Origin of the sequence: Clostridium punense (assembly GCF_017874425.1) — a bacterium.
Lineage (GTDB): Bacteria > Bacillota > Clostridia > Clostridiales > Clostridiaceae > Clostridium_J > Clostridium_J punense.
In genome coordinates this window covers 19,161-35,317 of the sequence record NZ_JAGGLL010000020.1, presented here as the reverse complement: position 1 = coordinate 35,317, position 16,157 = coordinate 19,161, and the positions used below count along the sequence as shown (strand labels likewise).

At 30.4% G+C, this 16,157-nt stretch carries 21 protein-coding genes and 1 riboswitch; all 21 genes read left to right on the top strand.

Features of this window, described 5'->3' with window-relative positions:
- The first annotated feature begins 92 nt into the window (after positions 1–92).
- A complete protein-coding gene (locus tag J2Z44_RS13125; RefSeq protein ID WP_021285385.1) occupies positions 93–950 on the top strand; it encodes an AraC family transcriptional regulator in 858 nt (285 codons plus the stop codon).
- 459 nt (positions 951–1,409) lie between these two features.
- Complete coding sequence (locus J2Z44_RS13120) at positions 1,410–1,970, top strand: GNAT family N-acetyltransferase (protein ID WP_021285386.1); 561 nt, start codon at positions 1,410–1,412, stop codon at positions 1,968–1,970.
- A 189-nt stretch (positions 1,971–2,159) separates the two neighbouring features.
- Complete coding sequence (locus J2Z44_RS13115; protein WP_021285387.1) at positions 2,160–2,600, top strand: pyridoxamine 5'-phosphate oxidase family protein; 441 nt, start codon at positions 2,160–2,162, stop codon at positions 2,598–2,600.
- Positions 2,601–2,622: 22 nt separating this feature from the next.
- Complete coding sequence (locus J2Z44_RS13110) at positions 2,623–2,775, top strand: hypothetical protein (protein ID WP_161624489.1); 153 nt, start codon at positions 2,623–2,625, stop codon at positions 2,773–2,775.
- Entirely contained in the window at positions 2,772–3,080 is a 309-nt protein-coding gene (locus J2Z44_RS13105; protein ID WP_209649648.1) for a GNAT family N-acetyltransferase, read from the top strand. Before J2Z44_RS13110 ends, J2Z44_RS13105 begins: the two co-directional genes overlap by 4 nt.
- 175 nt (positions 3,081–3,255) lie before the next feature.
- Positions 3,256–3,708, top strand: a complete 453-nt coding sequence (locus J2Z44_RS13100) for an HIT family protein (protein WP_021285390.1) — start codon at positions 3,256–3,258, stop codon at positions 3,706–3,708.
- 476 nt (positions 3,709–4,184) lie between these two features.
- Positions 4,185–4,364, top strand: a complete 180-nt coding sequence (locus J2Z44_RS13095; protein WP_021285391.1) for a hypothetical protein — start codon at positions 4,185–4,187, stop codon at positions 4,362–4,364.
- Between the two features lie 48 nt (positions 4,365–4,412).
- Positions 4,413–5,513 carry an alkaline phosphatase family protein gene (locus J2Z44_RS13090; protein ID WP_021285392.1) on the top strand — a complete coding sequence of 367 codons (1,101 nt, stop codon included), beginning with the start codon at positions 4,413–4,415 and terminating at the stop codon, positions 5,511–5,513.
- A 165-nt stretch (positions 5,514–5,678) separates the two neighbouring features.
- On the top strand, positions 5,679–5,912 hold the full coding sequence (locus J2Z44_RS13085) for a hypothetical protein (protein WP_021285394.1): 234 nt from the start codon (positions 5,679–5,681) through the stop codon (positions 5,910–5,912).
- A gap of 158 nt (positions 5,913–6,070) precedes the next feature.
- Entirely contained in the window at positions 6,071–6,199 is a 129-nt protein-coding gene (locus J2Z44_RS21845) for a hypothetical protein (protein WP_278245315.1), read from the top strand.
- Positions 6,200–6,474: 275 nt separating this feature from the next.
- Complete coding sequence (locus J2Z44_RS13080; protein WP_021285396.1) at positions 6,475–7,053, top strand: hypothetical protein; 579 nt, start codon at positions 6,475–6,477, stop codon at positions 7,051–7,053.
- 316 nt (positions 7,054–7,369) lie between these two features.
- The gene (locus J2Z44_RS13075; RefSeq protein WP_021285397.1) at positions 7,370–8,215 is read left to right on the top strand and encodes a MerR family transcriptional regulator; all 846 of its coding nucleotides are present in this window, start codon (positions 7,370–7,372) and stop codon (positions 8,213–8,215) included.
- Between the two features lie 252 nt (positions 8,216–8,467).
- Entirely contained in the window at positions 8,468–8,875 is a 408-nt protein-coding gene (locus J2Z44_RS13070) for a bis(5'-nucleosyl)-tetraphosphatase (RefSeq protein WP_021285398.1), read from the top strand.
- A gap of 545 nt (positions 8,876–9,420) precedes the next feature.
- Complete coding sequence (locus J2Z44_RS13065; RefSeq protein WP_021285399.1) at positions 9,421–9,912, top strand: NUDIX domain-containing protein; 492 nt, start codon at positions 9,421–9,423, stop codon at positions 9,910–9,912.
- A 186-nt stretch (positions 9,913–10,098) separates the two neighbouring features.
- Positions 10,099–11,055 (top strand): hypothetical protein, encoded by a 957-nt coding sequence (locus J2Z44_RS13060; RefSeq protein WP_021285400.1) that lies wholly within the window; start codon positions 10,099–10,101, stop codon positions 11,053–11,055.
- A gap of 497 nt (positions 11,056–11,552) precedes the next feature.
- Entirely contained in the window at positions 11,553–12,113 is a 561-nt protein-coding gene (locus J2Z44_RS13055; RefSeq protein ID WP_021285401.1) for a hypothetical protein, read from the top strand.
- A gap of 264 nt (positions 12,114–12,377) precedes the next feature.
- Positions 12,378–12,905, top strand: a complete 528-nt coding sequence (locus tag J2Z44_RS13050; RefSeq protein ID WP_021285402.1) for an NUDIX hydrolase — start codon at positions 12,378–12,380, stop codon at positions 12,903–12,905.
- Between the two features lie 5 nt (positions 12,906–12,910).
- Positions 12,911–13,378 carry a GNAT family N-acetyltransferase gene (locus J2Z44_RS13045; RefSeq protein WP_209649645.1) on the top strand — a complete coding sequence of 156 codons (468 nt, stop codon included), beginning with the start codon at positions 12,911–12,913 and terminating at the stop codon, positions 13,376–13,378.
- Positions 13,379–13,459: 81 nt separating this feature from the next.
- On the top strand, positions 13,460–13,735 hold the full coding sequence (locus J2Z44_RS13040; protein ID WP_021285404.1) for a YciI family protein: 276 nt from the start codon (positions 13,460–13,462) through the stop codon (positions 13,733–13,735).
- 406 nt (positions 13,736–14,141) lie between these two features.
- On the top strand, positions 14,142–14,921 hold the full coding sequence (locus J2Z44_RS13035) for an alpha/beta fold hydrolase (protein ID WP_021285405.1): 780 nt from the start codon (positions 14,142–14,144) through the stop codon (positions 14,919–14,921).
- 115 nt (positions 14,922–15,036) lie between these two features.
- On the top strand, positions 15,037–15,648 hold the full coding sequence (locus J2Z44_RS13030; RefSeq protein ID WP_021285406.1) for a DUF6273 domain-containing protein: 612 nt from the start codon (positions 15,037–15,039) through the stop codon (positions 15,646–15,648).
- Positions 15,649–16,064: 416 nt separating this feature from the next.
- Positions 16,065–16,156: riboswitch (yybP-ykoY riboswitch) on the top strand.
- Position 16,157 lies beyond the last annotated feature (1 nt).

Genomic DNA, 16,157 nt, shown 5'->3' with positions numbered 1-16,157 from the left:
TAATCTTTTAGACAAGACAAAACATAGCACAAAAAGTCGGGAACCACCACTTGAAAAAAGGTAAGATATATATACAGACAGGGGGGATGATTATGAGGTGGCTTGAAGGAATTGGCGAAGCTATTAACTATATTGAAGAGAACATTACTGCAGAAATTTCAATAGAAAATATTGCAAAAAAAGCATTTATGTCTCCGTTTTACTTTCAAAAGGGATTTGGAATGCTCTGTGGTTTTACCATTGGAGAGTATATCAGACAACGCAGGCTTACCCTTGCCGGCAGTGAGCTTGTTTCAACTGATGAGAAAGTTATTGATATTGCACTGAAGTATGGCTACGATTCACCAGATAGTTTCACAAAAGCTTTTATTCGATTTCATGGTGTCACACCTACTGCTGTTCGAAAAGATGGAGCAATGATTAAATCCTTTGCTCCGCTGAAAATCAAATTTTCATTGGAAGGTGGTTATATTATGGATTACAAAATTGTAGAAAAAGATTCGTTCACTATCATGGGAGCATCAAAGGTATTTGAATATGATAATGCAAATACAAAAGTTCCACAGTTTTGGAGAGAGCATTATGAGACAGGAAATGGAGACTTTGTATGTGGTATGTACGGAGTAAGCATAGATGAGAGCATGGGTTCAGATGAGTTTGAATATTTAATTGCAGATAATTACAATCCATCTATAGAAATACCTAAAGGGTTTGTTACAAAGATCATTCCTAAACACACCTGGGCAGTTTTTGCTTGTAAGGGCCCAATGCCGAAAGCTATACAAGGTGAGAACGAAAAAATCTTCTCAGAATGGTTACCTAATTGTAGGGATTATGAAATTGCAGCTGGTTACAATATTGAAATGTACACCAACATCGCTGATTATCCTAAAGGCAACCAAGATGAAAATTACTACAGCGAAATTTGGATTCCTGTTAAGAAAAAATAACTATTTGAAACAGCATAATTCGGGGTTTATTAAATATTTGAATTTGTAGAGTTAAAGTAAGATAATTGTAGTTTGTGAATCTTTCAAATATCTATTTAGTTGAATTCTATAATATGAAAGGTTCAATTATAAACCCTAGATTTATAAGAAAATTTAAGTAGCCACTAAGAAAAGTCTCCAAAGACTTATTAAGTTTGGAGTAACTTTCTTAGTGGCTTATTTCATATCTTATAAAGTTTAAACGCAACTAAATCTAGTTAGACAATCTCTAGCTAAAGCTTTTGCCACCCTCAAGTCCTAGCTGCAAATTAGCTTTGACTTAATTTTAGGTAAGTAATGAAAAGGTATAGGTATATTATTACAGTAATTATATGGTAGAATAGAGTTAGTTAGATAGTACGTTATAGTAAATTATGGGGAACTATAACTGACTTATGAAGGATTACAAGGGGGATTGTTATGTATAAAGTGTATGAAACTGAAAGACTTATTTTAAGAGTTATTGATGGCACATTTGCTCAATCAGTATTAGATTATTTTAATAGGAACAGAGAACATTTAAAAGAGTTTGACCCATTAAGAAGTGAGAATTTTTATAAAGTAGAAAGTCGTAAGAAAGCAATAGAGCAGGAATTAATTGATATAGAGAATGAAAAACAATTAAGACTATGGATTTTCAAAAAATCAGATGCAAATTTTGAGAAAATAATTGGGACAATTTGCTTTAGTCACATAATTAAGGGATTTTTCTTATCATGCTATGTTGGATATAGTATTGATTTTGAAGAAATAAATAAAGGATACATAACAGAGTCATTAGAGAAAGGAATAGAAATTATGTTTGATGAATATAAACTTCATCGAATTGAGGCTACAGTAATGCCTAAAAATATTCCTTCATTAAAAGTATTGGAAAAACTTAATTTTAAAAACGAAGGGTTATCTGAAAAATATCAAAGAATTAATGGAAAATGGGAAGATCATATTCATATGGCTTTATTAAATCCAATGGTTGAGTAAAAATTATACTTTTTTATAATATCTAATTCACAATTTGCTTATAACATTTGTTAACTATATTAGTTTATGGGAGAAGAGAGTTAATATAGCTTTTATTTTTAATCGAAAAGAGAAATAGAAGGATCATATAGTTAAAGATAAATAGGAATTTGTATGGAAGATTATTTGAATTTAGTGAGGTGAAAAGTAATGAAGAGTCTAGACTATACAGAGATGAAGGCTAAAATAATTGAGCGATTAAAAGAACAAAAAAATATTGTATTAGCAACCTGCGAAAATAGAAAAGTTACTGCTAGAACTGTTTACTGTACATCAAATGAATTGAAAATATATTTTATGACTTCGAAAGCCTATGAGAAATATAAACAAATTATTAAAAATCCTTTAGTTGCAATGTGTTTTAACAATGTACAAATACAAGGAAGAGCAGTCATATTAGGACATCCATCAAGTGATGAAAATAAAGAAATTTTAGAGAGATGTGAGTATCTTGATAAGGAATTTATGTATTGGGCTAAATATAAAAATACGGTACTCATTGAAGTAGATATTACTGAAGTTGAGTGTTGGAATAATAATGGGCGCGAATATATAGATGTACTAAATAAAAAGAGTTATAGAATTGGATGATATTAGATTTTTAAGAAGGGTGATGAGTGAATTGTATATTAAATTAGCGAGTCCAGAAGAAATCAAAATAGTAACCAATATTTCTAAGAAAGCTTTCGATACAGACGTAATGGTAGGTGCCGATGAGGTAGGAGGGCCACCCAATTATGATTCTGAAAAATGGCATAAAAAATGATGTTAAGTCATAATTTATACACTATAAAGCAGGAGGAGCATCTCATTGGCGGAGCTGTTTTATTCCAAGATAAAAAAAATAAGGAAATTATGTATGTGGGAAGAATATTCATAGATCCAAATGAGTATAAAAAAGGTTTTGGATTAGAATCAATGAAATATATTGAAAAGATGTTTCCCAAGATTACAAAATGGCGCTTAGAAACTCCGGTTTGGAATATAAGAACAAATTCATTTTATAAAAAACTTGGATATTTGGAAATGTATAGAGATAAGGAATCTGTTTATTATCAAAAAGAGGTATGAGTATAATGGGAAATTCATCAAATTCAAATTTCTAGAGTTGAAGTAATAGAACTTTAGTTTTTATGTAAGTAATGAAAAGACATAGGCATATTATTACAGCAATTATATGGGGAAATAAAATTGGTTTAATAGTTGGTGTAGTAAATTATTACAAATTAAGTTAGGAGATTATAATATGAAATGTAAGATGTGTGAACATCAAAAGAATATTACAAATGATCCATATTTTATTATGGAACTTGAAACTGGATATGTTATCTTAGGATGGTTTCAGAGATTCAAGGGATATACAGTTTTTAACTGTAAAGAACATGGCCCAGAATTACATAATTTAGACCATGATTTTAAAATTAAACACCTTGAAGAAATGTCTATAGTTGCAGAAGCTGTCTCAAATGTGTTTAAGCCAGATAAAATGAATTATGAGCTCCTTGGAAATGGCTGCCCTCATATTCATTGGCATTTATACCCTAGAGTGAAGGGCGATACTCCTATAGTAAGCTCGGTTTATCAACTACCTAATAGCGAGTTATTTGATGAATCTAGAAGACCAAGCGATGAAGTAAGAAAAGATTATATAAATAAAATTAAGAATGAAATTGAAAGATTGCTGTCATTACAAGAATAATCTACAATTAAGTAATCTAGGGTCCTTCTTATTAAATCACTAAAAATAAAATCAAATAATTATTATTGATATCGTATTATTTAGCAATGAATTCTACGGTATTTAGTATCACAATTTTCTTGAAAAGCAGCTTAATTACAGTGTTTGGATGGTTTAAAGATTAACATACTCACTAAAAGATAAAGCCACTAAGAAAAATACCAAGGAGCTATTCATTAAGCTTTGAAGGAGTTTTCTTAGTGGATTATTTTTATGTGGCATGAAATTTAAATTTAGCTAATAGGAAGAGAAGCAATAGCTAAAGCTTTCACTTTGGTGAAGGCTTAGGGGTAAAATGTCTTTAAATTTATTTTAGGAGCAAGTAAATGTAATAGGTATATTATTACAGTTAAAATGTGGTAGAATAAAATAACAAAGATAGTACGCTATAGTAATTAATTACAGAGATTATTTTTAAATTTGTAGTGGGAAATGTAATGAAAATATGGCAAAGACGTTTAATAGGAATATCTATAGTTCCGATTATTTGGGGGGTATTGGTTGATTTAAGATTTGGTAAAGTTTCTTCATTTATTACAAGAGTAATTGTTGTGACTTCAATTGGATTTTTAGTAGGATCTGTTTATGAAAAAATAAAATCAAGTATTACTTCGTAATTTTCTTCTGTTACGGGGCAATGTTAAGAAAAAGATTGGAGGCATTATATGGACATAAAATATCCAGACTATAGAAATTCAATTGTAAATTTATCTTGCTCAGTGTTGAAACATTACGGAGCAAAAAACCACCATGAAACATTAGAAATATTTGATAACTATTTAAAGAAAAATTATAAAAATGTAGTGGTCATGTTATTAGATGGATTAGGCATAAATGCATTAGAAAACCATCTTGATAAAGGAAGTTTTCTTAGAAGACATCTCGTGGCAGAAATATCTACAGTGTTTCCACCTACTACAACTGCGGCAACAACTTCTATTGAAAGTGGATTAACACCTAAGGAACATGGGTGGCTTGGTTGGAGTTTATACTTTAGTGAAATAGACAAGATTGTTAATGCTTTTATTAATAAAGTAGAAGATAGTGAGGAAGAAGCTGCTGATTATCATGTGGCTGGAAAAATAATTCCTTATAAAAATATATATAGTATTATCAATGAAACTGGTAATGCTACTGCCTATAGTGTGTCACCCTTTGGCACTAATAAAGTTACGTCACATATTGAAATGTTCAAAGAGGTAGAGAGACTTTGTAATCTTTCTGGAGACAAGTATATCTATGCTTACTTTCCTCAGCCTGACGCAGCTATGCATAAATATGGTTGCTATAGTAGTGAGGTGACTTCATGGGTGAAAGAATTAAATGAAGGCATAGAAGAAATGTGCCAGAGGATAAAGGATACTATTGTTATTGTAACTGCTGACCATGGGCATATTAATTTGAATTATAAGTTTGTTAGCGATTATCCCCAGCTTTTAAAGATGCTAGTAAGACCAATTTCTATTGAAAGTAGAGCCACTTGCTTTTATGTAAAAGAAGAGTATAGACTGCAGTTTAGAGAAGAATTTCACAAAGCCTTTGGCAATGGTTTTTTATTATTTTCAAAAGCGGAAGTCATAGAAGGGAATTTATTTGGAGAGGGTCAAGCCCATAGGAAATTTGAGGAGTTTATTGGAGATTTTTTGGCAGTTGCCATTGGAGACAAGGGCATTGCCTATAGCACTAAATCCAAACAGTTCCTATCGAATCATGCAGGAATGACCAAGCAGGAGATGATGGTACCATTTATTGTCTTTGAGAGTTGAGTCTGAAATGAAGTATATTGATAATGAATTTTTTAAGGTGAATTAAAAGGAGGATTATTAACATGAATTACTTGATCAAAAGTATTTCATCCAAACAAGTTAATATGTTTTCTGTTTATATAAATTTAATTTGTAAATTTGAAGCTAGGGGTGAGAGTTAAGGATATGAATCATATAATACAAGTAATATTCACAGTTATAGTGGTATGTACAATTATTGTTACAATGATAAAAGTGATGAAGAAAAATGACAAGAAAAATTATAAATCTGAAGGTATGATGATTGGATTTGTAATAGGTTCAATTACCAGTTATTATATACTGAATGCACTTATATGTGCGCCTAAAGGAATGTTTTTGGGTATTGAAATTGGAAGGAATATAAAAAGAAATAGTTAAACTTTATAATATTGTACAATCTGAATTAGTTTGTATAGACGATTTTGGTGCTAAATCAATTCATCAAAAGACTGGTGTTTGAAAAATGTTATGCAATTAAATCGATTTGTAATGAATGTAAAAAGCAGGGATGGAAATCAATTGGACTAAGTGTTTACTTGAAAAATTGGAAAGGACTCCGTTTTTGGACAAATAATGGATTTGATAAAATAATAGGGATTTTTGGAGATAAAAAATATAGTGAAACAACATTTTCAATTATTGGACTTCAAAAGGAACTAAATTAAATGGAAAGTTTTAAAAAAATAATAGAGTTGTTTAAAACTTATAACACTATGAAATAATGAAAAGTGACCTTAAAATATGTCTTAATCATAGAAATATGATTAATTTAAATTCTCAAAAATATAAAGAGTATATGGGGTTTGCATAGCCTTTTGCCAATACATAGAGCATATTTAAGCTTCATAACATACTCTAAAAACTTTCCTTTTTAATAAAAAGAGAAATAGAAGGATTATATAGTTAAAGATAAATAGGAATTTAGAAGGGAGTTTAATAAATGAATAATGATAGAAACTGGACAGTTTTATTTATAGGTGGAGCTTCAGGAATAGGAAAATCAAGCATAGCTTATGAAATTGCTCGATTCTATGGTGTAAATGTTTTGGAAGTAGATGATGTTCATCTATCTGTAAAAACGGTTACAACAAAAGATAGTTTTCCTGCAATACATTATTGGGATACTGGTTTAAATTGGAATAATGTGGGGGTTGAAGGCAATGTAAACTGGTTGATTGATGTAAGCAAAGAAATGATTCCGATATTGAAACAGCTTGTAAACAGGCATATTGAAGATAAATTACCTATTATTATTGAGGGCGATTTTATTTATCCCGAGCTTACAATAGCTTTCGATAATCCAGAGGTAAAATCAATTTTTGTGAATGAATCAGACATAAATCAAATATTGCAGAATTATTTATCACGAGAAGGTGGGGATTTACAACATTACAGAGCCGAAATAAGTATTGCATACGGAAAGTGGATAGCAGATACTTGTAATCAGAATGGTATTAGAGTGATTGAGTCAAGACCTTGGGATACTGCTTTAACGAGAGTCATAAAAAGTTTACTATGATGCAAATGCTTTTATTTTGCTATCTAGAGTTAGAGAATTAAGTAAAGTACTAAGCTCACAAATCCAATTTCTATAGTTAAAGTAATACAACTTTAGTTTTTATGTAAGTGATGAAAAAGTATAGTCATTTTATTACAGCAATTATACTGTAGAACAAGTATAATAATTGGTAGTAGTAAAATAAGGGGAACTACCAATTATTTATGTAATTTACAAAGATTTAAAAATATCTATTGACTCTTGGGTCACCCAAAGGTGTATTCTATTTACAGACGGCAGGGGTGCACACCTGTAGAGTCTGTTAGGAGATGATATTTTGTTCAAAATTGGTGAGTTTTCAAAGCTATGCGGCTTATCGGTTGATACTCTATACCATTATGAAAAACTTAAAATTCTTGTACCAATGACGGTTGATAAACTCACTGGTTATCGTTATTATGATGCTTCGCAGATAGTAATCGTGAATAAAATATTAGCATTAAAGGATGCCGGGTTTGTATTGGAAGAAGTCGCCAATATCTTGAATAATGGTATTTCTGTGCCTATGCTAATTGAAATGCTCGAGAGTAAAGCAGCTCTTCTTGAGACAACTTTGGCTAATGAATATAACAGACTTGAACGTCTCCATACAAATATCTTTTTAATAAAGAATGGAGGCATTTCACACATGAATGAAATAAGTATAAAAAAGGTTGAGCCAATTCTTGTTGCATCAATACGCAAGGTTTTTGACAAAAAGGATTTCGATGAAAACTTAGAGAAAATGTGGCCTACTGTAAATGAGTACATTGATAAAAAAGGTGTAAAACGAACAATTCCATGCCTTATGCTTTACCACTCAGGGTGGTGGGATTTAAGGAAATGGAACGTCATGTATGATGAACAAAACCTTGATGTTGAGATAGCTGAACCAATTACAAAGTCCTTTGAGGGCAATGAAGAAGTAAATGTCTACGAGCTTCCGAGAGTTGAAAAAATGGCGTGTATTGTTCACAACGGTCCATTTGCAACTATTGGCAAAACTTTTGATATCCTCTTTGAATGGATAAAGCACAATAACTATCTTGCTGATGGTGCGGTGAGAGAGATATATCATAAAGGTGAATGGGCTACAGAAAATCCAGATGAGTATATAACTGAACTCCAGATACCTATAAAGTAACGAACAGTACAAGCGTAATCTATAGGAAGTTTTTTCTACAATATTTTTAAAGTATGTCTTAACCATAGAGTTATGATTAATTAAATATATAAAAATATGAAGGTTATGCAGTTTCAGCATAGCCTTTTTACCAATAAATAAAGCTTATTCAAGCGTTCTAAAACACTCTGAAAAACCTGCTCTCCGAATTTAAGAGAGCAAAAGAAAAATAATATATATTAAAGATAAATAGTAATTTGACGGAGGTGCGTTATGCAATATGAAGTATCGAGTGGAGCTGTAGTATTTACACGCAAAGACAATGCTATCTATTTCGTTATTGTGAAATCCTTAGAAGGATTTTATGGATTTCCAAAGGGTCATATTGAAGGAAATGAAACTGAAGAAGAGGCTGCATTAAGAGAGATATATGAAGAAGTAGGTATAAAAACACAAATTCTTCCTGGGTTTAGGACAACTGATGAATATCCAATTTCAAATGAGAAAGATGTGATTAAAAAAATAATATATTTCGTTTCAGAATATGATAACCAGCAACTATGTTGCCAAGAAAAGGAATTAGAAGGTGTTTATTTAATGACATATGAGGAAGCAATGAATGTTTTTCAATTTGAGAGCTCGAAAAGAATACTAAATGAAGCGAAGGAGTTCATTAAATAAATTCTAACATTTGTATAATTGAAGTATCATAATTTTAGGTATAGCTTTTTCATATCTTTCAAATATCTATTTAACTACACGGAAAAATATAAAGAGTTGGATATAAACCCCAGGTTTACGAGAAAGTTTAAGTAGCCACTAAGAAAAGTCACCAAGGAGCTAGAATCCTCTGGCATAATTTTCTCGGTGGCTTATTTTTATATCTCTTAAAATTTTAACTCACTAAATAGGCGGATAACCTTTAGCTAAAGCGTTCGCAACCTTTAAGTCTTAGCTGTAAATTGTCTGTGACTTAATTTTTATGCAAGTTATGAAAAATACAGGTATAATATTACAGTAATTATATGGTAGAATAGAAGTAAAATAACATTTGTTTGTAGAAACAATGCACTCAAATTCACTTTGGTTAGTAGTGGTCAAGCATTTGAGACTTCAACCCATATTCCCTAATGAGGTAGAGTCTGGATAGGGAAGGAATTTATTGCGTGCTAGATTTTGGCAGAACAACTAGTTCATAAATTTAGATTGAGAAAAAGGGGAAGAAAATGATAAAATTAAATACTTTTGGAAAAGAAATAAAGGGTGATTTTAGAGAAAGAAATAGAGCTGCTGGTATTGTATTAAATGATAAAAAAGAAATAATTCTAATGAATTTAACAAACATGTATTTTCATATGTTGCCAGGTGGTGGAGTGGATGCAAATGAAAATATGGAAGAAGCTTTATATCGAGAGTTAAAAGAGGAAACAGGAGCAAATGTTGAAATCATTAGTGAATTAGGGATAGTTAATGAAAATTTAGAGCAAAGAAAAATGAAGCAAATTACATATTTTTACCTTACAAAAGTTGTTGGAGAAATACAAGAGCCAAATTTCATGCCAGATGAGTTGGAACAAGGGTATCAGGTGGAATGGTATTCCATAGATGACGCTATTAAAATTCTTGAGGAAGAAACTGAGTATGAAGAGTACATAAAACAAAGAGAGTTAGTGGCAATTAAAGAAGCAAAAAAATATTTACAACAAAATGATTTATAATTTAAGCTTGCAAGATTATGAAGGTTATGTAGTTTCAACACAGAAATTCTACCAACAAATAAAGCATATTCAAGCATAGTAATTTAATTTAAGAAACTTGCTTTCATAATTTTAGAGTGAAAAAAATTTATATATTAAAGATAATAGCAATTTTACGGGTTATATACTGTAAAGGAGGTTCTATACATGGCAAGCCATAACAAAAATATGGATTTTTATGGCTTATTAATTCAAGGTAAATTACATGACGCAGTGAAGTATCTTCAGGAATTAGATAATAAGCAAATAGAAATTAAGCGGTATTATAAAGTATTTAAAAATAGAATATTTAAAAATAAGACGAATAATAGTTTATTAAATAATGTACTTAATGCGTACTCAAATTATTATGCTGATTATTTTTGGGATGGAATAAGTGAGATTGATGCTAGAAATTCACTACAGGACAAGCTGTTGGAAATATTGAAAATTGTTGCCGTTGATGATTTTGAGCAATGTGAAGAATTAATCGGAAAAATAGTAGAGCAACAAGGGTATTGCTTCCTTGGTGGTATGACAGGAATATTATATGGACCATATATTTGGAAAAACACTGAAAAGGTTATCCATGAAGTTGAGATACCTTGTGCAGTTCAAAAGGTCACTATAAATATGATGGATGGATTTATTTCAAGAAGTTGGCTAGATTTTATATCATTTGGAAAAATTGGTACAGGTGGTTGGTCATCAAGAGATGGTGAACTATTTTGTGTAAGAAGCTCTTATAAAAACAAAATCAATACTTCAGCATTTCAGGTTTCATATTTAAAACATGAAGCTCAACATATTTTAGATTACCAACAATATGGGAAAATAGATAGTATTGATTTAGAATATCGTGCTAAACTCACTGAATTAATTTATTATCCCAATCTTAGATTGCTAAACTCATTTATAAAGCAATCCAATGACAAAGATAAAAAAAATACACATTCATACGCATCTTATCTAGTTGTCAGCAATTTATCAAAAAAAATATTTAATGAGGAGTATGTGAATTTATGGTCGCGATGGAACAACAAAGGGAAAGTTGTGAGGAAATGTTCTTTAAAGTTATTAGAGGAACATAATCAGTTTCTTGATAAATACGAAAACTCCCCTTAATCTTCACTCAAAAAATAGAAGTTAATTTATGCTTTTCTTAAAGAGTAACTTAATTACAGTATTTGAATGGTCTAAAGATTAATATACCTACTAAAAAATAAAGCTACTAAGATAAGTAACCAAGGAGCTATTAAGCTCTGGAGTAACTTTCTTAGTGGCTTATTTTAAATCCTCATAAAATTAAAAACTAACTAGTAAGTAGACACGTAATAGCTAAAGCTTTCACTTTGGCGAAGTCTTAGAGGTAAAATGCCTTTGAATTTATTGTAGTAGGAAGTAAGTGTTATAGGTATATTATTACAGTGAAAATATGGTAGAATGGAATTACAAAGATAGTACGGTAAAGTGAAAAAATCAATTAATGAAGATGTAATCATGGAAATGAGTCCGCATTTTATGATTATATCAAGGAAATAAACATTATATTTAAGTTAGCATATGACATAAAGGTAAGATTTTGAGTTGTAAATATATTTGATATTTGGAGGGAAATAACTATGGTTATTTTAATTGGTGGAGTTAGTTGCACTGGGAAAACATTGATGGCTCAAAAATTACTAGAAAAATATAAGATTCCATATTTGTCTATAGACCATGTGAAAATGGGTTTGATTCGTGGAAGTAAATATTGTGATTTTTCGGCAACTGATGATGATCTTGAACTTTCATATAAACTGTGGCCAATAGTAAAAGGTATTGTAATGACTAATATTGAAAATAGACAACACATCATTATTGAAGGGTGCTATTTACCTCCCGAGCTTATTAGGGATTTTGAACCTGAATATTTAGAACAAATAATCCCTCTCTATATAGGCTTTTCAAGGGAGTATCTTGAGAAACATTTTGATTCAGGAATTATTGAACATAGAAGTGAGATAGAACAAAAAGACTGTGATGATTATATGAACCAAGATAATTTTATTAAACTCCATTCTCGAATGAAAGAACTGTGTAAAAAAGATAATGCGAAGTTTTTTGAGATTAATAATGATTATGAAGGAGAAATGAACAATGTATACAAATGGATTGATGAACAAGTACAAGCAATGCGGTAGTCATAATAACCTTATTGGAACATAATAAAATTCAAGTATATAATTCACAATATTCTTAAGATATGTCTTAATCATATAAATATAATTAACTTAAAACTACAAAATATTAAGGTTATGTAGCTTCTGCATGGACTTTCTATCAATAAGCAGAGTATATATAAGTTTTCTAATATACATCTGAAGACTTGCTTTTTTAATCTAAAAGAGAAATAAAAGAATCATATAATTAAAGATAACTGGTGATTTATGAGGGGGAAGTATTGTATGGAAATGATTGATATTTATGATGAATTAGGCCAAAAATGTGGTAAGACCGAGGAAAAATACGAGACTCATATAAAAGGACTTATTCATAAAGGTGTCTGTGTATGGATTATTAATTCTAATGATGAGATATTACTACAAACTAGAAACAGTCAAGTTATGTTCCCAAATATGATGGATATTTCGTTTTCAGGACATATTAAAGCAGGTGAAACATCTTTAGAAGCAGCTATACGAGAAGGAAAAGAAGAACTTGGCATTGATTTAGAAATAGATAAACTCCAATATCTCTTTTCGTGTCGAGAGTATGGAGAGGTTAATGGATATATTGAAAATGAAATAGAGGATGTGTTCCTTTATAGAAAGGATATTCTTTTAGAGGAGTACTCCTTCTACGATAATGAAGTGAAAGAGGTATCCTATATTTCACTTGAGAAATTCAAGATAATGGTAGAAACACACTCCACTATGCTTATGCCTTACAAAACACATTATATTTTTTTACTGACAGCCTTGGGTAGGTGGTAATTTTAGTGGAGGTATGTATGTTTCAGTTTTTAGAATTTAATGACTTAAAAGATGACGAAATCAAATTAGTTTTGAAAAGTCAAGACTTGCCAGATTATGAAAAAGGAATTTTACCAAGATACGGGTTTTCAATAATACATATCAGCGATAATACAGATATAGGTGCAATTTATTTTGCAGTAGACAGTACACGCAGACAATATTTAAGAGGCCATCTTAGTTATGGTGTTTCCCCTGATTATTCTGGGCATAATTACGCAATGAAAGCATGTAAACTTATTAAAAAAGTGGCATTGGCTCATGGGTTTAAGCGTTTGTTTATAGGTTCTGGGTATGATAATATTGCCTCAAGAAAAACAATAGAAAAATTAGGAGCGACGCTTATTACTATAAATGATGTTCCTGATGATGAGATTATGAAAAACTTGAATACAGAGAAAATTCATATGTATGTTTGGGATATTGTAGTATAAGCATTATTTTTATTTCAGCTCATTCTTATAGTGGGAATCAACCATATATAACAATTCTAAGTAAGAAAGGTGGCGAAAGTAATGACATTTATTTATTTAATGAACAATAAGAAACCATTAAATAATGAAATTATAAAGAAGCATGTTGAGTATTTAAAAGGATTAAAATCACAAGGTAAACTTATGCTCTGTGGACCTTTTACAGATTATCCAGGTGGTATGGTTATTTTCTTAGCAGAAGATTTAAATGAAGCAATTAAAATTGCAGAGACTGACCCATTTATTGCATTGGGGTTCAAATCATATGAAATTAGAACAATAGAACTAGCAAATGAGGAAAACAATTATTTGCTTTAATCTTGAAGAAAAGCATTGTCTTAGGTTTATAATCTTCTTAAGATATGCCTTTATCGTAAAATATAAAACTTGTATAACAATTCTTTGTAGTAAATTATGATGATAAAAATCTTTATATTTAATGGGACAACACTTATGAATTTTAACATATCTATGGGAGAGTTAATTTTCTTTTAATATTGACCTTTATATAGGATGGCTTAATACCTCAATTAGAGAGGTAAAACAAAGACTAACTAACATTGAGAAACTGCTCAATAAATAAAGCGTATTTAAGTTTTCTAACATACTCTTAAATACTTGCTCTTTTTATATAAGAGAATAATGGAAGAATAATATAATTAGTCATAAATACTAATTTACTAAGAAGAAGATTAAAGAATTTATTTTTATCATGGAGGTTATTATGAAAGAATATATAGTAGATAATGAAAACAATAAAATCAGGTATCATGATTTTCCAGGTAAAGATACCCCAATATTATTTATTCATGGTTTAGGCTGTGCGGGGTCTTTTGATTATCCTGAAGTAGCAGCACAAACTGATTTAATTGAACATAGGAGAATATTAATAGATTTACTAGGTAGTGGATTTAGTGATAAACCTGATAATTATTTATATAGTATAAAAGAACATGCAGACTATCTGTATAAGTTTGTACAAGATCTTAAACTTAATAAGGTTATTATTTTTGCACATAGTTTAGGTGGGCCTATTGCACTTGAACTTGCAGATAAATGCAGAGATAAGGTTGAAACAATTATTCTTAGTGAAGCTAATTTAGATAAAAGCAGTGAAGGCTCATATAGTTATGAATTTGGAACTTGTGAAGAAGCAGATTTCGTCAATGGTGTATTTGATGAAGTTGTTAATTCAAATTCAATTGAAAATTCTATGTGGTCAGCTACATTATCAGTTTGTTCTTCTACAGCAATTAGTAGAATTTCAAAGGCTGCAGTTGCTGGCGGAGATCCATCATGGCGTGACATATTATATTCATTACAATGTAAAAGGACGGTTATTTTTGGTGAAGAATCTTTACCAGATGATGATAAAACTGAGTTGGAAAGACAAAGGATAAATATTGAAATTGTCAAATCAGCAGGACATTCTATGGCTTGGGAAAATCCAAAGGGACTAGCAGAAGCAATAAAAAAAGGTATCCTTTATGCAAGAGAGTTTTAGATATTAGAAGAAATGATAAATCTAATTTAAAGAGTAAATTATTATTTTTAGGATTTTCTTATCTTTTCAATTTCTAGCCAGGCAGATTGGCTATTACAAAGAAAGAAGTGGTTAAATGGAAGATATTAAAATTGACTCACTTTTATCATTCGGTGGTTATAATTGGCGTGTGCTTGACATCCAAAAGGGTATGGCTTTGGTTATAACTGAAGAAATTATAGAACAACGCCCTTATCATGATGCATATAAAGATATAACATGGGCTGACTGCGCCTTAAGAAAATATCTTAATGGCGAATTTTATGATAAATTTAACGAAACAGATAAATCAAGAATAATTCCAGTAATAAATAAAAATCTTGATAATCAGTGGTATGGTTCAAAGGGTGGAGCAGATACGAAAGATTGTATATTTTTATTAAGCCTTGAGGAAGTGTGTAAATACTTCGGGGATAGCAGTTCAAAACTTCAAAACCCAGGAAAAAATCAAAGATATTGGTTTGAAAGAAAAGATGAAAACAACAGTAAGAGACTAGCAAGACTTCTAGGTAAAGAAGGAAGTTGGTGGTGGTGGCTTCGGTCCCCTGGCCGCGTTAATGTAAAAGCTGTATACATCTTCGGCACTGACGGTAATATAGGAATCCAAGGCAATAATATATTGAAAGGTAACATCAGCGATGGCAAATGTACAGGCGGTGTTCGCCCAGCTTTGTGGTTGAAACTATAAATATGAATTTCTATGTGAAATATCCTGATTTTCATGGACATAAGGGCATCTATTAATAAAGGTATTTCATTAAAGAACTCTTGAGAATTAATTATCCTTGGAAAGAATCTAAATTTATTCAACACTGAACACTAATTTTCAGGTAAGTAATGAAAAGTACAGGTATGTAATTACAGTAATCATATGTCACAATATAACTAGTAAGAATCTATTACAGCGTATATGAAAGTATGAAAACATAAGGGTTAGCTAAAAGTGATAAAGATTTTCAATTGATAATTATACGAATATATATTTTTTAGGAATATGTATTAAAGGGATTGATATTCCATTGTTTTAGATAATTATTCACAAAACATGTAATATCAATTGACAAAACAACATACATTATAATATAATTACCTTGTAAATTAAATAACTTCGTTAAAAGGGAGTAGCTGCCTTGTAAAAGGTGATAAAGTCAACATACTGACCTTTGGTCTGGCTTTATCGTAACTAATCTTAGTTAA